Annotated in this window: 13 protein-coding genes; 5 read left to right on the top strand and 8 right to left on the bottom strand. The window is 41.4% G+C overall.

Annotation, left to right across the window (positions count from 1 at the left end; translation table 11 throughout):
- Nucleotides 1-93: 93 nt before the first annotated feature.
- The 3 genes from AABI99_RS14185 to AABI99_RS14175 all read right to left on the bottom strand — a co-directional run bounded on the left by AABI99_RS14185 (nucleotide 94) and on the right by AABI99_RS14175 (nucleotide 3,440).
- The gene (locus AABI99_RS14185; RefSeq protein WP_338366537.1) at nucleotides 94-1,026 is read right to left on the bottom strand and encodes an exopolyphosphatase; all 933 of its coding nucleotides are present in this window, start codon (nucleotides 1,024-1,026) and stop codon (nucleotides 94-96) included.
- 155 nt (nucleotides 1,027-1,181) lie between these two features.
- Complete coding sequence (locus AABI99_RS14180; RefSeq protein ID WP_338366536.1) at nucleotides 1,182-2,630, bottom strand: dihydrolipoyl dehydrogenase; 1,449 nt, start codon at nucleotides 2,628-2,630, stop codon at nucleotides 1,182-1,184.
- Nucleotides 2,631-2,711: 81 nt separating this feature from the next.
- The gene (locus AABI99_RS14175; RefSeq protein WP_338366535.1) at nucleotides 2,712-3,440 is read right to left on the bottom strand and encodes a glutathione peroxidase; all 729 of its coding nucleotides are present in this window, start codon (nucleotides 3,438-3,440) and stop codon (nucleotides 2,712-2,714) included.
- A gap of 109 nt (nucleotides 3,441-3,549) precedes the next feature.
- Between AABI99_RS14175 and AABI99_RS14170 the strand changes: the two genes are divergently transcribed.
- Nucleotides 3,550-4,440 (top strand): LysR substrate-binding domain-containing protein, encoded by an 891-nt coding sequence (locus AABI99_RS14170; protein ID WP_338366534.1) that lies wholly within the window; start codon nucleotides 3,550-3,552, stop codon nucleotides 4,438-4,440.
- Here AABI99_RS14170 and AABI99_RS14165 read toward each other — a convergent pair.
- Nucleotides 4,437-5,630 carry a flagellar assembly protein FlgT gene (locus tag AABI99_RS14165; protein WP_338366533.1) on the bottom strand — a complete coding sequence of 398 codons (1,194 nt, stop codon included), beginning with the start codon at nucleotides 5,628-5,630 and terminating at the stop codon, nucleotides 4,437-4,439. The two genes, AABI99_RS14170 and AABI99_RS14165, sit on opposite strands and share 4 nt — an antisense overlap.
- Nucleotides 5,631-5,772: 142 nt before the next feature.
- On the opposite strand from AABI99_RS14165, the gene AABI99_RS14160 reads away from it, so the two are divergent.
- From AABI99_RS14160 to AABI99_RS14150, 3 genes are all read left to right on the top strand, one after another.
- A complete protein-coding gene (locus AABI99_RS14160; RefSeq protein ID WP_055016717.1) occupies nucleotides 5,773-6,228 on the top strand; it encodes an LPP20 family lipoprotein in 456 nt (151 codons plus the stop codon).
- Between the two features lie 196 nt (nucleotides 6,229-6,424).
- Nucleotides 6,425-7,075: a transglutaminase-like cysteine peptidase gene (locus AABI99_RS14155; protein ID WP_338366532.1), complete on the top strand. Its 651-nt coding sequence runs from the start codon at nucleotides 6,425-6,427 to the stop codon at nucleotides 7,073-7,075.
- Nucleotides 7,075-9,033 carry a LapD/MoxY N-terminal periplasmic domain-containing protein gene (locus tag AABI99_RS14150; RefSeq protein ID WP_338366531.1) on the top strand — a complete coding sequence of 653 codons (1,959 nt, stop codon included), beginning with the start codon at nucleotides 7,075-7,077 and terminating at the stop codon, nucleotides 9,031-9,033. The genes AABI99_RS14155 and AABI99_RS14150 overlap by 1 nt, the downstream gene beginning before the upstream one ends.
- Before the next feature lie 133 nt (nucleotides 9,034-9,166).
- Here the strand turns inward: AABI99_RS14150 and AABI99_RS14145 are convergent, their stop codons facing one another.
- The 4 genes from AABI99_RS14145 to AABI99_RS14130 are packed head-to-tail and all read right to left on the bottom strand — an operon-like array spanning nucleotide 9,167 to nucleotide 15,358.
- A complete protein-coding gene (locus AABI99_RS14145) occupies nucleotides 9,167-9,754 on the bottom strand; it encodes a response regulator transcription factor (protein ID WP_338366530.1) in 588 nt (195 codons plus the stop codon).
- A gap of 23 nt (nucleotides 9,755-9,777) precedes the next feature.
- Nucleotides 9,778-11,199, bottom strand: coding sequence for an HlyD family type I secretion periplasmic adaptor subunit (locus AABI99_RS14140; RefSeq protein WP_338366529.1), 1,422 nt, complete (start codon nucleotides 11,197-11,199; stop codon nucleotides 9,778-9,780).
- Nucleotides 11,196-13,334: a type I secretion system permease/ATPase gene (locus tag AABI99_RS14135; RefSeq protein WP_338366528.1), complete on the bottom strand. Its 2,139-nt coding sequence runs from the start codon at nucleotides 13,332-13,334 to the stop codon at nucleotides 11,196-11,198. Before AABI99_RS14135 ends, AABI99_RS14140 begins: the two co-directional genes overlap by 4 nt.
- 53 nt (nucleotides 13,335-13,387) lie before the next feature.
- Entirely contained in the window at nucleotides 13,388-15,358 is a 1,971-nt protein-coding gene (locus AABI99_RS14130; RefSeq protein WP_338366527.1) for a TolC family outer membrane protein, read from the bottom strand.
- 224 nt (nucleotides 15,359-15,582) lie between these two features.
- On the opposite strand from AABI99_RS14130, the gene AABI99_RS14125 reads away from it, so the two are divergent.
- The coding region (locus AABI99_RS14125) for a retention module-containing protein (protein ID WP_338366526.1) at nucleotides 15,583-19,159 on the top strand (3,577 nt) is incomplete at its 3' end.

Below are 19,159 nucleotides of genomic sequence, written 5' to 3'. Positions count from 1 at the left end.
AGCTAAAAGCTAAAAGCTAAAAGCTAAAAGCTAAAAGCTAAAAGCTAAAAGCTAACAGCTAACAGCTAACAGCTAACAGCTAACAGCTAAAAGCTAACCATCACTCGTAATCTTATCTATCAGCTCACCAAGCACTGCTTCGGCTTTGCTCGTTTCTACTTGGCAGGTGCCGGCGTTTAAGTGGCCGCCACCACCGTATTTAAGGCATAACTCGCCCACATTGGTGTTTGAGCTGCGGTTGGTGATTGATTTTCCTATGGCAAATACTACGTTTTGTTTTTTAAGGCCCCACATTTTGTGAATTGATATATTGCAGTCGGGGTATAGGGCGTATATAACAAAGCGGTTGGTGGCGTAAATAGTTTCTTCTTGAGTTAAATCTAGTACTACGAGGTTTTTATGCACGGTTGCACATTGTGTTATTTGCGCTTTGGCCTTTTCGTTATGCTCGTTATAAAGCGCAACACGTTCGGCTACGTCTTCCATTTTTAAAATCTCTTCGATGCTTTGATCTTTACAGGCATCGATGAGTTTCATCATTAATTGGTAGTTTGAAATTTTAAACTCGCGGAAGCGGCCAAGGCCTGTGCGTGCATCCATAATAAAGTTCATTAATACCCAATCGGTTGGATTGAGTATTTCGTCTTTTGAGAACTGCGCGGCATCGCCTTTATCTACCGCGTCCATCATGTCTGTGCTGATATTTGGAAATTTTTCTGCGCCGCCATAATAATCATAAACAACGCGTGCAGCTGAAGGGGCTTTGGGATCAATTACGTGGTTTTTAATATCGCTGGCGTTACGTACGGTTTCGCTTAAGTGATGGTCAAATGCAATATGGCAGCCTGCAACGTAGGGTAGGTTAGTGGTGATGTCGTTTGCTGTTATGTCTATTTTGCCATCTTGCATGTCTTTTGGGTGTACAAATAAAATGTCGTCAATTAGGTCTAAGTCTTTTAGCAGTACGGCACATACCAAGCCGTCAAAATCGCTGCGGGTGACTAGTCTAAATTTATTATTGGGCATAGCTTTTCCATCTTGTTGTGATTGAGTTATCAAATAAGTGTAACAGCTAAAATATTTTTTGAGAGGTTAGTGTTAAAAAAGCACATAAAAAAGCCAAAACAGGTGTTTTGGCTTTTTGTTAGCAAGTATGTATTTGTTTTATCGCGGTATAAGCGTTAGGCGCCTGGGCCACACTCCATACAGCTGTTAATAATATCTGGGCCAAATTTTAGTTTGGCATTTAAGTCACGTAGGGCAGTACGTAAGCCTTCCTCTATTACTGGGTGGTAAAATGGCATATCCAGCATTTCTGGTACGGTCATTTTGTTTTGCACTGCCCATGCTAGTAAGTGGGCTATATGCTCGGCTTGTGGGCCAATAAACTCTGCACCTAAAAACAAGCCTGTACCTTGCTCTGCATAAACACGCATGTGGCCTTTGTTTTTTAACATTACTCGGCTGCGGCCTTGATTTTCAAAGCTCACTTCGCCTACTTCAAAACAACCACATTCACCTAAGCGTTCGGTTATATGTTTGAAGCTTTCGCCAACCATTGCTATTTGTGGGTCGCTAAACACAGCGGCAATTTTAGCGCGGCGAAGGCCTATACGTATGTCAGGGAAGCGCCCGGCATTTTGGCCCGCAATCGCACCTTGGTCAGAGGCCTCGTGCAATAGTGGAATCATATTGCTGGCATCACCGGCTATAAATATGTTTGAGTCGCCACATTGCATTGTATGTGGGTCAGCATGCGGCACGCCGCGCTCATCTAGCTCTATGCCGGTATTTTCTAAACCGAGTTTATCTACATTAGGGACTCGGCCTGTGGCTGCAAGTACGTAATCAAATTGCTCGGTGTGTTTAGCACCATCTTTATCGGTGTAAGTAAGCTGGGCTTTATCGCCAACTTGCATCATGTCAGATACGTTTGAGTCAGTATCTACAAAAAATTCTTCAGCAAAAACTGTATTTGCATAGTCTTTAATTACTGGGTCGGTAAGTGGGCCAATTGCTCCGCCTACACCAAATAGTTTTACGTTTACGCCTAAGCGGCTAAGTGCTTGGCCAATTTCTAGGCCTATTACGCCTGGGCCAAATACGGCCACTGATTCTGGTAGGTCGTCCCAGTCAAATACATCATCGTTAATAATGAGCTTGTCGCCAAAGTTATTAAATACGCTAGGGTATGAAGGGCGTGAACCGGTGGCAATTACAAAGCGTTTAGCAGTAATAATTGTGTGGTCATCAATTTGCACACGGTTAGCGTCTAAAAACTTAGCATAACCACGAATTTTATCTTCTTGTGGAATATCGTCTACCGCTTCAACTACAAATCCTACAAAGCGGTCTCGCTCGCTTTTAACACGTGCCATCACTGCTTTGCCATCAATTTGAGGCTTTGAGCTATGTACACCAAATGCAGGTGCCATTTCAATTGAATGCGCGGCTTCTGCTGCCGCAATCAATAATTTACTTGGCATGCAACCAACGCGTGCACAGGTTGTACCGTACGGGCCTGATTCAATCATTAATACGTTAGGGGTAAATTGTTTAGCGTTGCGGTATGCGCTTAAGCCAGCTGTACCTGCACCTATAACAACGACATCGGTTTGCAATTCTTTCATAGTGGTATCCTTTATTATTTTCAATCTAAGCGATGAGATTGAGATAGTGGGGCGCGTACGCCCCGCTATTTTTTTACTTAATTAAGCAAAGTATTTTTCTAACTCGTCTGAGCCGCCAATGTGTTGTCCGCCAATAAATATTTGTGGAACGGTATCACGGCCAGTAATTGCTTTAAGGCTTGTAAGTGTTGCGCCGGCACCCATTACAACTTCTTCAAATGCGTAGCCTTTTTGTGTTAATAGCTCTTTTGCTTTTTTACAGAATGGGCAACCAGGTTTAGTAAATACGGTTACTGGTTCTGGTTTAGCTTGCTTAGGGTTGATGTAATCAAGCATTGTGTCTGCATCAGAAACTTCAAACGGGTCGCCTGGTAAATCTGGTTCGATGAACATTTTGTCGATAACGCCATCTTTAACTAGCATAGAGTATCTCCAGCTGCGCTTACCAAAGCCTAAATCGTTTTTGTCTACTAACATGCCCATACCGTCAGTAAATTCGCCGTTACCATCAGGTAATAATGTGATGTTTTGCGCTTCTTGGTGCTCTGCCCATGCATTCATTACAAAAGTATCGTTTACTGATACACATACAATTTCATCAACGCCATTTTGCTTAAGAACACCTGCTAACTCGTTGTAGCGTGGTAAGTGGGTTGATGAACACGTTGGCGTAAATGCGCCCGGTAGTGAAAACACAACAACTGTTTTGCCTTTAAAGATTTCGTCAGTGGTTATTGATTTCCATTCTTCGTTTTGACGTGTTGCAAATGTAACGCTTGGGATTGTTTGACCTTCAATATTCTTTAACATAGTTTGTTCCTCTTGATTTGTTGGAGCCATTATGGCGAGAATTTAAATATAGTTCCAATCGTTTGTTTGTATTAAACTAATAGGTGTAGCCTATCAGTTGGAGATGAATTTGAACTTAAAAGATTTAGAGTACGTAAAAGCAATAGCGCAGCATAAGCATTTTCGCAAAGCGGCCGATGCGTGCTTTGTTAGCCAGCCAACATTAAGTGGGCAAGTAAAAAAGCTTGAGCAAGAGCTTGGTGTTGTTTTATTTGACCGCTCAACGAAGCAGGTTACATTAACAGCGCAAGGTGAACGTTTGTTGACACAAATAAACGTTATTTTAGAGCAAACACAAATATTAAAAGAGCTTGCTGCAACTTCAAACGGGCCACTACAAGGTAAATTAAAAATTGGTATCATTCCAACAATCGCACCGTATCTACTGCCTGCGTTATTAACCTCAATGAAAGCGGCGTTTCCTGAGAGCCATTTTTCGTTTATTGAAATGCAAACAGCCACCATTTTAGAGGCGCTAGATGACGGCGAGCTCGACTTTGCAATTCTAGCTGACGTTCCAGAACTTAAAAACTACCATACAGTTAACGTATACAAAGAAGACTTTATGGTAGCTGTATCAACCGATAATTCGTTGGCGAGCCATAAAAAAGTGGCATTGAGCGACCTACAAAGTTGCAACCTATTAATGTTAAGTGATGGTCATTGCTTTAAAGATCAAGCCCAAAAGTTTTGTTTTTCTGCCGGGGTTGATGTGTCAAACCAGTATCAAGGTAATAGTTTAGAGACTTTATTGGCGCTGGTGGCAATAAATGATGGGGTAACATTTGTGCCCAAGCTTGCGTGTGCTAAGCGTGCTGGGATTGAGTATTTATCCATTTTTCCAAACCAGCAACGCAACGTAGTTTTGGCGTGCAGAAAACATTATCCGCATTTAGCAGGCGTTGAGCAATTAGCGCAATGGTTGGCAGAGCACCCAAATTTAAAGCGAGCACTTATTTAGCTCTCTTGGTTTGCAACTTCTACCACATCGTTTATTTGTACCCCAGGCAAAGGCTTATCGTTAAGGCTTACAGCAATTGCGCTTTGTTTATAAAGCTGCTCAACCACAAGGGTGTTAAGTGTGGTAATGGTATGCGGCATAGTATTGCCTTGTGCATCAGTTAAGTAGTTGTGGTGCGCTATAGTTAATAGTTGGCCTTTTTTAAGGCCGTGATCTTTGCCTAGGTTTATCACCAATTTATTGTTTTCCATATGCATTATTTTTCCCTTAGTAGGAAAACACGCCATAGCTGCTTGTATATCGTAACTGGCTGTTTGATTTATATCGTTAATACTTTGCCCAAAAGGCGATTGCCAAAACCTATCACTATTAACATCAACTATGGCTGTTTTTTCGAATGGCCATACCGCTTGGGTATGATAACTGTTTTGCCATAATTGCTCGTACGTAGTGCCATCAAACAACATAAACTCAATAGCATAGCTGCGCTGGTAGGTTTCGTCTTGCCAAAAGGCGTAGTCGTTATTGAGTTTATCGCTTGGCGCTAAATTGGTTATTTGGCTTAATAAAACATATTGCGCGTTGCTTCTGGCTGAAAGCTCTTCTAGCTGTGCATTTGAATAGTCGTGTTGCTGATTAAAGTAATTATCTACATTAATGGCTTTGTTATAGTAAGCAACGGGTAGGGCGCTCATTTTTGTGCTTTGCAAAGCACTAAATAACTTTTTACTAATGGCTTTATTTACGTCAAATATTTGACCCATTAAGGCGTGCTCTCTATGCACCAGTTGACTTTGAGTTACAGCAACAAATTTATTAAAGTTACTTTGTGGGCATTGCTCTGTTTGAGCAAATACATCAAGCCTGAGTGTAATGGCAAATTGATCGTTTTGGCGTTGCTCGCTCACCAGCTCTATTTTTTGAATTTCGCCATGGCTACTAATTTTTAGCTGATCTTGCGTTAATACGCCGTCTACCAAGGTTTGTACCGAGCTAACGCGTGCGCCAGAAAACACAAGTGCTTGTGTAATTGCATCTTTAATTGCGGCCGATTTTGCACTGCTAATGTCGCCATTTTGTATTTGTGCATGGCCGGTAGATTCAAACCATTGTGCGTAAGTACTGGCAGAAAACGTTAATAAAGCAGCGCTAGTTACACCTACAAATAGTGACGATAAAAACGTGCTCATACGGGTACTCCACATAAAATTAGTTAATTACGCTTTAGCTAAGCAAGGAGTGCACCAATATTAATACTCAAAGTTAGCTTGCAGTAATTAATGGCATTAAACCTGCATTTATTTACGCAATTAGTTTAAAGGGTACAAATAAATGCGTGCAATTATATTACTTACTTTAGCAAGCCTTGGCCTTGCTGGTTGCAGCAACGTGTTTGATAAACATGTTGAGTACACATATGTAGAACCAAATAATTATCCCATTCTTAAAGCCGTTGGTTATGCGCCTATTAGCTTGCAGCAAGGCGCTAATAAATCACAAAAGCAATTAATGGCAATTAAAGCCTCTAAGCTTGAGGCCTACCGCGAGTTGACTGAGCAAGTTTATGGACAAAAAATTACAGCGGGCACGTCTGTAGCAGGTGCAATTGCACAAAATGATTACATGGAAAGCAAAGTACAGGGGATTATTAAAGGGGCGCAGATTATTAAAACGTACTCTGTTGATGATGTATATGTGACCGAGCTTGAGCTAAATATGAAGCGTGTTCACGACTTATACATAGGCGAAATAAAGCCCCGTGAAGTTAAAAAGGTGACCTACTACTAAGTTGCTAGGGTGGCTAAAAAAACACTGAAAAATATCTCACCCTGCTGTATTGAGTGCTATGCTGTTGTTACGAACAATATTTGAGTACATTGTGTAGCACTTAGTCTATGTTTTTAATCTTTTTACTTTTGGCCTGTAAATGACATTAAGGCCCACTCTTTCCTGTAATAAGCTTTTTTTTTGGTGCAAAAATAACGTGCGCTACTTAGTGCTATTCTTTTTACTTTCAAGTGGCGTGTTTGCGAGTCGTTTAACTATTCAATTTAATACCTTTATAGAATTAATGGGGCAAAAGTATGGCCCTGCACGAGTGACTGTTGCACGCAATTGGCAAAGAATGTTGGTACAAACACAAAATAAACCAGAACAACAGCAAATACTTATAGTAAACAACTTTTTTGCTCGTAATCTGCGTTACCAAACCGATATACAACTTTGGAAGCAAAACGACTATTGGGCTACGCCACTAGAAACGCTTGGCCGCGGTTTAGGCGATTGTGAAGATTATGCCATTGCAAAATATATTAGCTTACGCGCTTTAGGTGTGAGCGACGACAAACTTAGGCTGATATATGTAAAAGCGAAGCTTGCCGGTACAAACAAAACACAAGCACACATGGTGTTAGGTTACTTTGCTACGCCTAATGCTCAGCCGCTTATTTTAGATAGTTTAATAACAAAAGTGCTACCTGCTGCAAAGCGTGTTGATTTAAGCCCTGTATTTAGTTTTAACAGCCAAGGTTTATGGGCAAATAACTCGACGAAAAGCGTAGCCAGCCCAACAGCAAGGCTATCGCGCTGGCGTAAAATTTTGGAGCAGACATCACAAGAAGGGGTTATGTGGTAATGGCGTCATTTTCTTTATTTAAGTTTTTCAAAAAAAGAAAAATCACTCTTAGGCAAGAGCTGTGGATCGCCTTGCTGGTGGTGATTTTTGTGGGATTTATAAGTAGTGTGTTAATAAGTACTAACTCAGCTAAAAACTACTTCTCTACCCAACTGTATTTAAAAAATGTTGATAATGCTAGCTCCTTAGCGCTGATGATCAGCCAGCTTGAAAAAGACCCTGTAGAGCTTGAACTTTTAGTGTCAGCCACGTTTGATACCGGCCACTACAAACGTATAGAGCTGCAAGACCCTAATGGTGAGGTTATTGTAAAGCGCGTATTTACTGATACGTTAGAAAATACTGCACCGGCTTGGTTTAGGACGATATATGGTCTTAATGTACAACCAGGTGTTGGCCAAGTTAATAACGGTTGGCAGCAATTTGGTACTTTGTTTGTTGAAAGCCACAGCCAATATGCTGAGCAAGCACTGTGGGAAAGCGCGCTTAAATTGTTTTTTAGTTTTTTAGTGGTTGCTTTTTTTGCCTGTGCAATAAGTGCGTATTTACTACGCAAAATTTTAACGCCACTTGATGATGTGGTGTATCAAGCTAATGCCTTTGGCGATAAGCGCTTTATTAAATCAAAAGTGCCAAAAACCTTTGAATTTGCACGCCTTGTGCAGTCGATGAATTTATTATCTACCCGCTTTAGCCGCATAATAAAAGAAGACAATAAACGCTTAGAAGAACTGCGATTTAAAGCGCAGCACGATGAGCTTACAGGGCTTGCCAACCGAGAATATTTTAGTGCCACATTAGAAGCCCATTTACAAAAAGTGAAAGATCATGCCCATGGTGCTTTGTTTTTATTTAGGGTCGTTAATCTAGATAAAATAAGTGAATCGGTGAGCCGTGTAGAAATGGTTAACTTTTTACGCCGTTTTTCTCAGGTGTTGACGCAGTTTTTAGAATCTAATCAGGCACACTTTTCAGAGAACTATATTGCCCGTATATCGCATACCGATTTTACCGTTTTATTTAGTGATACTGACAATATACAGGCGCTTAGCGAGCAAATAACCGTACTACATAAATCGATTGTTGATGAGTACAAAAACATTGATTTGGCTATTGTACATAGCTGCACCTACATAGAAAAAAACGACACACGCTTTGATTTATTACGTCGCGTAGATGGTTTATTAAAAACAGCAGGCAATAAACCTGGGGTACAAGCTAAAGTTATAGATAATAAACAAAAGAGTGAAATTTTTGATGATTCTACTGGCTGGAAAAAGGCTATTGAAGACGCACTTGAGCAAAAAACTATTCAGTTAAATTGTTTAGAAGTTATGGGCTTTAATGGCACTTTGTTACAGCACCAGCTTAGCTTAAGTTTAGAGTTTGGCGGCCAACATTATAAATCTAGCTATTACTATCAATGGGCTAATCGTTTAAACCTACTAGCACGTTTAGATTGGAGCTTAATTAAGCAAATTGTTAAACAGTATGGTGAAGCGCCGCCAAATGAGCTGATTGCGGTAGAGCTATCGGTACAAACCTTGACAGATGATACCGCACTTGCGTCAGTACTAACGTATCTTTCAGCTTTTCCTGAACTGGCAAAAAATATATGTTTTGATATACGCGAAAATATTGTTGTTAACGAAAAAGATATTTTTAAAGAGTTTTGTGAGCAGGTGCGTTGTATGGGCGCTAAAGTGGCACTAAAACGTGTGGGACCTGAGTTTACTAAGATTAAGAACATTCAAGAGTTTGGCTTAGAAATGCTTAAAATAGATAGTATTTATGCGCATAACATTAGTTACAGTCAAGATAATCAAACGTTTTTACGCGGTGTTTGCACATTAGCCCATTCAATAGGTATTAAAGTAGTAGCACAGGGCGTAACAAGCCAGGATGATATAGATACGCTGGTCAATCTTGGCTTTGATGGGGTAATTAAAGAGTCGTAAAGCGACTCTTTAATAAAAGGGAGCGGTTTAACAATGGCGGCGAATAGGAAAATGCAATTCAGTATTTAACATATAAGCCGTTGTTTATTAAGTTTAACTATAACTGGCGAAGGTTTTGTTATTCTAGCTTAAGCTAGTTACCTTTAACGGCTAACATAAGTTGTATACGGTCGCGCACTTTTAACTTAGTGAAAATTGAGCTCATGTGCTCTTTAATTGTTCGCTCTGTAATATTAAGTGCCTCAGCAGCTTGTTTGTTTGTTGCGCCTGTAATAACGATATCAACCACTTGGCGCTCGCGTTTAGTTAAGCTTTGAATATCGCACGCATAAGTGTAATTTATTTGCTGCTGGCTTAGTGCGCCAACAATATTCGATAGCAACTGCCCGGGTAGCCATAGGCCACCAGAGCAAATTGTCTCGAGTACTTGTTGTAGTATTACTTTAGATGCCAGTGCTTCTACATAGCCCCTTGCGCCTGCTTGCAGGGCTGCTCTAAGTTCCTCTATTTCTAGATTTGTGGTCATTACAATAACTGGTAAGCGTTTCTGGGCATATTTTTTTACCAGTTCGAGCCATCCCGACGTGCCCGCTAAAACCCAAATAATACTTGATGTATTAATTTTTTTTGGCTCTTTGGTGCATATTACACAACCTGCAAACGCACTTCGCCAGTGGCTCGACTCTAAATCAGGTTGTGTTATAAATATACTTTGACGCATTCATTTACTCCAATAAATTCAGTTTAGCGTTCTGTCATTGCTTGCGATGTAGCTCTGAGTACGGGCTTAAGTAAATATTCCAAGACGGTTTTTTTACCAGTGATAATATCCACTTGTGTGGTCATCCCTGGAATTATAGTCAACTCTTCTGAAAAGTTATTTTTAGTGGTTTTTAATTGCACTAAATAAAAAGTATTTTCTCTATCGTCGGTAATTGTATCTGCACTTATATGCAGAACCTCGGCTTCTAGTCCGCCATATACTGCGAAATCGTAGGCGCTAAATTTAATCATAGCGGGCTGCCCTGGGCGTAAAAAGGCTATATCTTTTGGCGGTATTTTTGCCTCAACAATAAGTTGATCGTCCAAAGGAACTATTTCTAAAACGTCGCTGCCGGGTTGTAAAATGCCCCCTACGGTATTAACCAATAAACGTTGTACCGTGCCTTTAACAGGCGATTTGATCTCTGTTTGGGCTACTTTGTCGGCAAGCCCTGATTCGGTTTCTTTTATTGACTCTAAACGCAGCAGTGCCTCCGAAAGTTCGTTATTCCAGCGGTTGATCATCGCAAGCTCAACCTCTGTTACCTTGTTTTTAGCTTCGTTGATAGCTGATAAGCTGCGGTTGATAACGGCTTTAGTACGGTTAATTTCGCCATTTAAATCAACTATTTCACGCTCTAACCTAATTATGTCTATATCAGATACTGCGCCTGTTTTTAGCAATGGACGGGTCACTTGCAGCTCTCTGTTAGTTAGCCTTAAAGCGCTTGTATGCTGTTGCAAAGCAGCTTTTGCCTCAATATGATCTTGTCTGCGTTGTTCAAGTTGGCGTTTATGTATAGCGACTTGCTGCTCTAGTTCTTGGCGGTTGCTTAAATATATTGAGCGCTCATGCGCGACCGCCTCGGGAACCTGCTTAACCAGCTCATCAGGAAAAACAAGCTCTTCTTTTCTGGTAAGTGCCTGTAATCTGGCTACTTTAGCGGTGAGTGATTGCACTTTAGATTGGTTTTCTCTAAAGCTTGAGATAAACCGAGTAGGGTCAATTTTGATTAATACGTCACCTTCTTCAACAATTTGCCCTTCTCTAATATTTATTTTTTCTACCATGCCGCCATCGTAAGATTGCACTAGCTGTAATTTATTTGATGGGATAACGCGGCCTTCTCCACGGGCTACCTCATCAAGGGGGGCAAAGCCTGCCCAAATTATAAGCAAAATAAATGCAATGCAAATGAGATATAATAAAAAACGTGCGCTGGCAGGCTCTTGCTGCATTTTTTCCCATTGTGCATCGACCACCCAATCTTGCGATTCAGGAGGCGAAAGCCAGCCTTTAAATAAGCGATTGAAGATTGATGGCTTACCTTTTTTACGGGCTTCTATGGCTTTACTTACCGATTCAAAAGAGCGCTGCTCTAGTGGCTTTTTATTGTCACTCATGATGCTTGCTCCACTGTTTGATTATTCAGTGCGGCAATGACTTTTTGTTTAGGCCCATCGGCCACTATTTTGCCGTTATCAAGTACTATGATGCGATCAACTAGTGCAAGTAAAGATGATCGGTGAGTGACTACAATTAAAGTTTTATCTTGAGTGGCGGTTTTTAAATTTTGAATAATTTTATTTTCACTGTTGTGATCAAGCGATGAGGTAGGCTCATCTAACAGCATAATAGGGGGGTCATTTATTAATGCCCGCGCTATACCTATTGCTTGTTTTTGGCCGCCAGATAGCAAGCGACCTTGCTCACCAACTTGTAGGTCAAACCCATCTGGGTGAGAGTTGATTAAATCGAATAACTGGCTTTTTTCGCATGCGCTAATTATTTGCTCATCTTTAGCATGCCATGCGCTAATAGTGAGGTTGTCTTTTAAGCTACCAAAAAACAATGCTATATTTTGTGGCACATATCCTATGTTATGGCGAAGCTCTGCGGGGTCTATTTGTTGGATATTATTGTTATCAACCATTACGGAGCCTGAGGTTGGGTCGTAAAGGCCTAGAATAAGTTTTTCGAGGGTGCTTTTACCCGAGCCATTGCGCCCCAAAATAGCGACTTTTTCGCCTGCTTTTATTTTAAAGCTAATATTACTAAGCGCATCGCCTGCGTCGTCTTCATATTTAAAACATACGTCTTTAAATTCTATGTCTCCGTTTAATACAGGATGGCTTAACCAATGTTTATTTGGCGGGCGCTCAACGTCTTTTTCCATTATTTCGTTAAGTGATTGCATAGCGATGGCGGCATGATGATATTGCGCAAGCACGGCTGCACATTGACCAAGTGGCCCCATTGCCCGCGATGAAAGTAAGTAAGCGGCGATTAACCCCCCTTGAGTGAGCTCACCTTCTATAACGAGATGAACACCTATGATCATAATGATCACGCCAACGCATTGCTGTATCCATGCTGCACTATTGGAGATTGAACTTGAGATTAAGCGACTTTGTGCATTAACCTGAGCAATATAAATAGTTGATTTTTCCCACGTTGATTGAGTTTTACACTCACTATGAAAACTTTTTACATCTTCAATATTGGTTAAGCTTTCTACAAGTATAGAGTTGCGCATTGAGCTTGCTTTCATGGTTTGCTCTGAAAGCGCTTCAAGTTTTCTATGGGCCGCTATACCATAACTTAACAGTATGAGTGCGCCTGCAATAATAGGTAAGCTTAGCGGCACACCTATTATTGCAATAACAATGAGGTATATAGCCACAAAAGGTAAGTCGACTAGGGCGATAAGTGTGATCGAGCTAAAAAAGTTACGTACGGCTTCAAACGATTGTATGTTACTAGCAAATGACCCAGCTGATGAAGGCCTATTTTTAAGCTTCATTCCTAGTACACGCTCCATAATAACCGCAGACACTTTTACATCAATACGACTTGCCGCAAGCTCAACAAAGTAGCTACGCACTAGGCGCAATACAAAGTCGGCGGTCAGCGCTATTAAAATACCGATGGCTAAAACCCAGAGGGTTTCGGTAGCGTGATTAGGGACTACCCGGTCATATACATTCATTACGAATAAGGGCATGGCAACAGAGAGGACGCCTAATGCAATCGCCGATATAATGACGTCTTTGTACAATGAACGGCATTCTTTTATAACGCCCCAAAACCACCCGTCTTTAGAGAGCTTTTCGAGCACTGGCGAGCGCTCATCAAACATAAACTCTGGGTGAGCATAAATAATTAAACCTGTTGATTTTTCAATTAACTGATCAAGGCTTTCTTCTACAACAGACTCAGTTAGCTCAGGATAAATAACCTGCGCTGTATTGTTTTTGTGATCAATAGCGGTTACTACACATGCTTGATTATTATTTAAAATAATAATGGCAGGTAGTAAAGCTATATTAATCTGGTTGAGAGGTTTGTTTACTACTTTTGATTTAAAGCCCACGCGTTTTGCAGCGCGAGCAAACCCTGAAGGTGTTAAATTTCCATCTGTTAATGGGAGGCCGTTTAATAGGGCCTCCCTCGAAAAATCTTTATCATGAAAGCGGCACAATACTGCTAGGCAATCAACGAGTGCGCCACCATGATCAAGTACATCATTTAATTCCATATACCATCCAATGTTATGTAAAACATTTTAAATTTATTTGTTTTAAGTACCTCTTAACTATCGGTAATAACCGCCTCAATACGGCGGTTTGCCGCATTAGCACGTACTGAAATTTCATTAATGCGAGGCTGGTCAATACCATAACCAAACGATTTAACACGATTAGGTGCTATACCAAATTGCTCAATAAGTAATTGTGCAACGGCAAATGCGCGTTGCTCAGAAAGTTTACGGTTGTATTTTTTATCGCCGTCTAATGAGGCATGACCTTGGATCTCTACCTTTTTGTCAGGGTTATTTTTTAAAAACTCCGCGAGCTTTTCTACCTCTTGTAAATACTCTGGGCGCACTTGACTAGAGTCAGCTGAAAAGGGAATACCTATTTCGACAGAATCAGTTGTTTGGTCATATAAAGTACACCCAGATAAATCTACATTTGTTCCCGCTGGTGTGCTTGGGCAGGTGTCTTGCTCGTTAGGAACGCCGTCGTTGTCGTCATCTGCAAAACTCGATGTGCTAGGTTCGGGTGGCATTTCTAAATACCTTGGCATTGCAGTAACGTTCATGTAGGCGTTATCCTGCGCTGCTTTTTTTTGTAAAAACGCTTTGCGTTTAAAGGTGGCAGCTACATCGTAACTTGGGCATATATTTTGTGCGTTATGCACGATTGGGTCATCTGTTAACTCTGTTAATGTTGGGTACTTGTCAGACATAACATTTAGCGCTGGCAATAGTTTACCCATTTCATTAAGCATGGTTAAAACGGCTGTTTGTCTATCGTATTGAGCAACAATGTACGAACGGTTAGATTGAAATGCTTCATTTTCAGCGTCAAGTACATCAAGTAAGGTGCGTTGGCCAATATCAAATTGATCACGGTAGGCTACTTTTACTCTATTTGATGAGTTTTTATAGCTTTCTAGCGTGGGTAATTTTTGCTCTATATTTTTTACATTATGATAAGCAATTTGTAAGTTTTGACGTATATCAATACACGCTTGATCACGTTGATATTTAGCAACATTTACATCTTGGTAGGCTTGCTCAAGATTGGCGCTATCTAGCCCGCCGTTGTAAAGGTTATAGGTTATATCGACACCTACACGGGCTTCGGTTCTGGTTTCGTTTATGCCAAGCTCATCTCTGTCTTGTGTGCCGTAGCGAGCAGAGAGATCCACATTTGGATGAAATGCAGCTTTTTGTGCTTGAGCATTGGCTTTTTGCGCTTCTATATTATAGAGCGATGCGTAAAAAGCAGGGCTGTTTTTATAGGCTATATCAAGCGCTTGATTAATAGATATGGGCACATTTTGCTCATCTAATTTGGCTTGCTTTATATCATTTACGGGTAGCTCACCAACAACTCTTAAATAACGCGCTGTTACGTCATGCAGGTTAGCGTACTCGGTTAATACATTAGATTGTGCTAGCGATAAGCGCCCACTAATTTGCTCTAAATCGGCTGCTCGGGCAACACCGGCTCCTACACTTTGTTCAATTTGTTGGTATACAGACTCGTGTTCTTGCAGGTTTTCTTCCGCGAGCGTCACAAGTTCTTTAAATTTTTGTACATCTAAAAATGCAATAGATGCATCTAACGCTGTTTGCTCTGTTTGTGAGAGTAATTCAAAATACCGAATGAGCTGAATACGCTCAAACCTTTCAACGGTGTTAGATGTTCTAAATCCGTCATAAAGCATTTGAGTAACGCTTAGTTCTGCTGTGTTGCGGTTGTATTCGTCTTCAGTACCGTAGTTTCGGCGTTCATAGCCTGCGCTGGCAGATACGTCAACGCTAGGCAAGTAGCCCGAGCGTGCTGCATCTACGCCATAAATTGATGATTTAAATGTGTGCCATGCTTGTTGTACTTCAGGATTATTTTCAATTGCTTTACTGGTAACGTATGTAAGCGGTGCCACAGAGCTGTCATTGGCGTGCACTATATTCGTTGCGCCAAGCGCACTTAGCGTTAAGCCTATAAGCAGCTTTCCTTTTTGCTTTAGTAAAGTATTTTTTGTAATCATTTCTTCCTCTTAGGGGTTACTTAGGCCATCAATACCTACCCTATGGTTTAGTCAATAAATACATATTTCGCAAATAATCGTTTCGGCTAGCATAAAAATTATTATCTACCACTTTTTTATTTTTAATATTTTTTAAAAACTGTACTTGAGTACAATACCTAATACGTTTTGCTGTTCTACATTTTAATTAACAGTTTTTAATTCTTATGTTTGAGGTAAGCGAGATGGAATCTAATCAATTATTAGTAATAGACTTAAAAGGGTCAGCTGGTGTTGTTTTAGAAGACGGCACAATTAAGCCACTTGAAGTGGGCGATACTATTACAGTTGGTGATTTGGTGGTTACCGCCGATAATTCATCGCTAACCATTGATGTGCAAGGAGAAACTCTGTCGATTCCTGCTAATCAAAACGTAAAAATCACTCCTGATTTATTAGCTCAAGAAGCCCGTGATAGCAGCGAAACGACCGTGTTTGAAGAAAGCTTAGATGCGGCTATTGCAAGCTTAGAACAAAATGATAATAACGACGGTCAAACGGCGGCTAACTCTGATGTGACAGACTTTTTAGAAGCGTTAGAGGGTGATGGCGATATCTTAGATAATTTAGAGGCAACAGCCGCAGGTGGTGCTGGTGGCGCAGGCTCTGGTGGGGGCAACTCATTTGTGCAACTGACACGTATTTCTGAAGGGGTTAACCCTAACAGTGTTGCCTTTGATTCAAGCTTTGACCCTAGTTCAGCCGAGGCTGTTAATTTACGTGATACCACTGACGGAGTGGTAACCGATGATGGTATCGGCTCTATATCATTAAATGAAATAGGTTTGACGAATTCTTCTCAGCCGACAATTAGCGGTACTAGTGACAATTTAGTTGGCGAGACAGTAAATATAACTGTGACAGATGAAGATGGTAACTCCCAAGTAGTTAGTGCCGTTATTGGCCCTGATGGCACATTTGAAATTACTTTGCCTAACCCGATAGCAGATGGGCCTGTTAGCGTTGTTGTAGAGGCAACAGATCCTGATGGTAATGCGTTTAACGATGCTATTTCTATTGAAATAGATACCACCGCACCGGTCATTAATATTGACCCTGTTGCCGACTCTGCATCTCAAACTGTGACGGTTACGGGATCTGTAGCGGGTCTGAATACTGGCGATAACGTTTCGGTAACACTTACCGATAGCACAGGCACACAACAAACGATTGTTACTCAAATTGATGCACAAGGTAACTGGAGTATTACAACTACATCGCCTTTAGCTGAAGGGGAGTTTAATGTTAACGCAGTGGCTGTTGATGCCGCTGGAAACCAGGCAATTGATCAAGCGGTAGCGAGTGTAGATTTAACAGCACCAGAAATTACAATTACAGTAGCGGGCGAAACTAATAATGCGACTCCGCCATTAACGGGTACTACAACGGGTGTACCGCAGGGAACTGAAGTAACAATAACAGTGACCGATAGTGCAGGTGAAGTTCAGCTTTTAACAGCTATTACTAATGAAGATGGTAGCTGGTCTGTTGATGTAGGTGTAGCATTACCTGAGGGTAACTTTACTGTTGATGCGCAAGTGAGTGATAGTGTTGGTAACCAAGCTCTTGCAAGTGATACAGGTATTATAGACTTAACAGCGCCCATTGTGGAAATTGACGCAATTGCCGATACACAAGACACAACCCCTGTTATTACAGGTTCTGCACAGGATGTGCCAGCAGGCTCTGTGATTAGTATAGTTATTACCGATATTAATGGCCAAACTCAAACGCTGTTAACGCAAACAAATGATGACGGCAGCTGGTCTGTAAGTGTTTCTACCCCTTTAGCGCAAGGTGAGTTTGAAGTTAGTGCAACCGTAACTGACACTGCGGGTAATGAAGCACAAGCTGTACAGCAAGGGTTAGTTGATTTGACTAGCCCTGAGATAACAGTTACAGCTATTGCAGATACTAATGATACAACGCCTACTTTTGTAGGACGTGTTGAAGGAGCACCAGAGGGTTCTGTAATTACGGTTTTAGTAACAGATAGCGACGGTAATGTACAAACCTTAACAACAACGCTTGAGGCTGATGGCACGTGGAGTGTTGAATCGCCCAACGCTATTCCTGGCGGAGATTTTAGTGTTACTGCAACAGTGAGTGACCCCGCAGGTAATGAAGCATCAGCACAAACAAGTGGTGAAGTTACATTTGCCCCTATTTCTATTCAAATTGATTCTATTGCCGATACAAACGATACCACGCCATTTTTAAGTGGTAATACCGCTAATGTGCCTGCTGGTACCACTATAACCCTAACTATTACTGCAAGCGATGGCAGTACGTTTAACCTTTTAGCCGTCACTCAAGAGGATGGTTCTTGGAGCGCTCAAGTTACACAGCCTCTGCCTGAAGGGGATTTTACTGTCGTTGCAGCTGTTATAGACAATGCGGGCAATGAGGCACAAGCAAGTACGGTTGGTAATGTAGATTTGACCGTAAGTATTAATTTTATTATTGATACAAATGATACTACGCCAACAATTAGCGGTACTACGCAAGATGTTGATGCAGGAGCGGTGGTTACAGTTACCTTTACAGGCAGTGACGGCGCAACAGAAACGGTGCAAGTTACAACAAATGCTGATGGTACATGGTCAATCGAAGCAACCGATGAGTTGGTAGAAGGTCAATTTACGGTGGTTGCAACAGTAACCGATGCTGCTGGCAACACAGCCTCTGCTACTGAAGTAGGTGAAATTGATTTAACCGATCCGGCAATTACTGTTAACCCAATTGCAGATACCAATGATACCACTCCAAGTGTTACAGGTAGCGTAGTAGATGTTCCTCAAGGTACTGAGGTCACTTTATTAATAACCGATAGTGATGGTAATCAGCAAACGATTACTGCAGTGACTAATGCGGATGGAAGCTATAGCGCCGATATACTTAATGAGCTTAGCGAAGGTGACTTTACAGTTACTGCTAGTGTTAGTGACGAAGCTGGTAATAGCAGTACAGCAACGGTTACTGGCACCATAGATCTAACTGCACCTAGCGTAACTATAGCTAATATTGATGATACAAACGATACAACACCTACTATAAGCGGATCTACACAAGGTTTAGCAGCGGGTAGTGTGGTTACTGTGATTGTTACAGATAGTGCAGGGGCTGAGCAGCAATTTATAACGGCTATAAATGGTGATGGCACATGGAGTATAGATGTCCCACAAGCATTAGCTGAGGGTGAGTTTAGTGTGGTGGCAAATGTAAGTGATAGTGCAGGTAATAGTGCGCAAGACTCACAAACTGGCACTATAGATTTAACTGCACCTACTATCAGTGTAAATGATTTTACTGACTCTAGCGATTCAACCCCTGTATTTAGTGGTACCACAACGGATGTTGAGCCTGGTAGCTCGATCACGGTACTAGTAACAGACTCAAATGGTGACTCGCAAACCCTAACGGCGGTCGTTGCAGAAGATGGATCTTGGCAAGTGGGAGCTACAGCCCCTATAGCTGAAGGAGAGTTCACAATAACGGCAACAGCCATAGATGCAGCGGGTAATGAAGCCTCAGCTACAAACACTGGCGTTATAGATACCACGGCACCAACCTTATCGGTAAACCCAGTGGGTGACACAAATGACACCACTCCCACTATTTCAGGTACAGCAACCGGCGAGCCAGAGGGCACGGTTGTGACCATAACCGTGACAGATGAAGCAGGTAACCCACAAACCATTACGACTGAAGTGCAAGCCGATGGCACCTTTAGTGCGGATGTGCCTAATGAGTTAAGTGAAG

It is taken from the genome of uncultured Pseudoalteromonas sp. (assembly GCF_963922945.1).
GTDB lineage: Bacteria > Pseudomonadota > Gammaproteobacteria > Enterobacterales > Alteromonadaceae > Pseudoalteromonas.
This window is presented reverse-complemented; position numbering and strand designations above follow the sequence as displayed.

Bases quoted from the DNA above. Each gene is read 5' to 3' on its own strand.
- AABI99_RS14130 (WP_338366527.1), bottom strand. From the start codon at position 15,358: ATGATTACAAAAAATACTTTACTAAAGCAAAAAGGAAAGCTGCTTATA.
- AABI99_RS14165 (WP_338366533.1), bottom strand. From the start codon at position 5,630: ATGAGCACGTTTTTATCGTCACTATTTGTAGGTGTAACTAGCGCTGCT.
- AABI99_RS14145 (WP_338366530.1), bottom strand. From the start codon at position 9,754: ATGCGTCAAAGTATATTTATAACACAACCTGATTTAGAGTCGAGCCAC.
- AABI99_RS14150 (WP_338366531.1), top strand. From the start codon at position 7,075: ATGGCGTCATTTTCTTTATTTAAGTTTTTCAAAAAAAGAAAAATCACT.
- AABI99_RS14160 (WP_055016717.1), top strand. From the start codon at position 5,773: ATGCGTGCAATTATATTACTTACTTTAGCAAGCCTTGGCCTTGCTGGT.
- AABI99_RS14175 (WP_338366535.1), bottom strand. From the start codon at position 3,440: ATGTTAAAGAATATTGAAGGTCAAACAATCCCAAGCGTTACATTTGCA.
- AABI99_RS14185 (WP_338366537.1), bottom strand. From the start codon at position 1,026: ATGCCCAATAATAAATTTAGACTAGTCACCCGCAGCGATTTTGACGGC.
- AABI99_RS14135 (WP_338366528.1), bottom strand. From the start codon at position 13,334: ATGGAATTAAATGATGTACTTGATCATGGTGGCGCACTCGTTGATTGC.
- AABI99_RS14140 (WP_338366529.1), bottom strand. From the start codon at position 11,199: ATGAGTGACAATAAAAAGCCACTAGAGCAGCGCTCTTTTGAATCGGTA.
- AABI99_RS14180 (WP_338366536.1), bottom strand. From the start codon at position 2,630: ATGAAAGAATTGCAAACCGATGTCGTTGTTATAGGTGCAGGTACAGCT.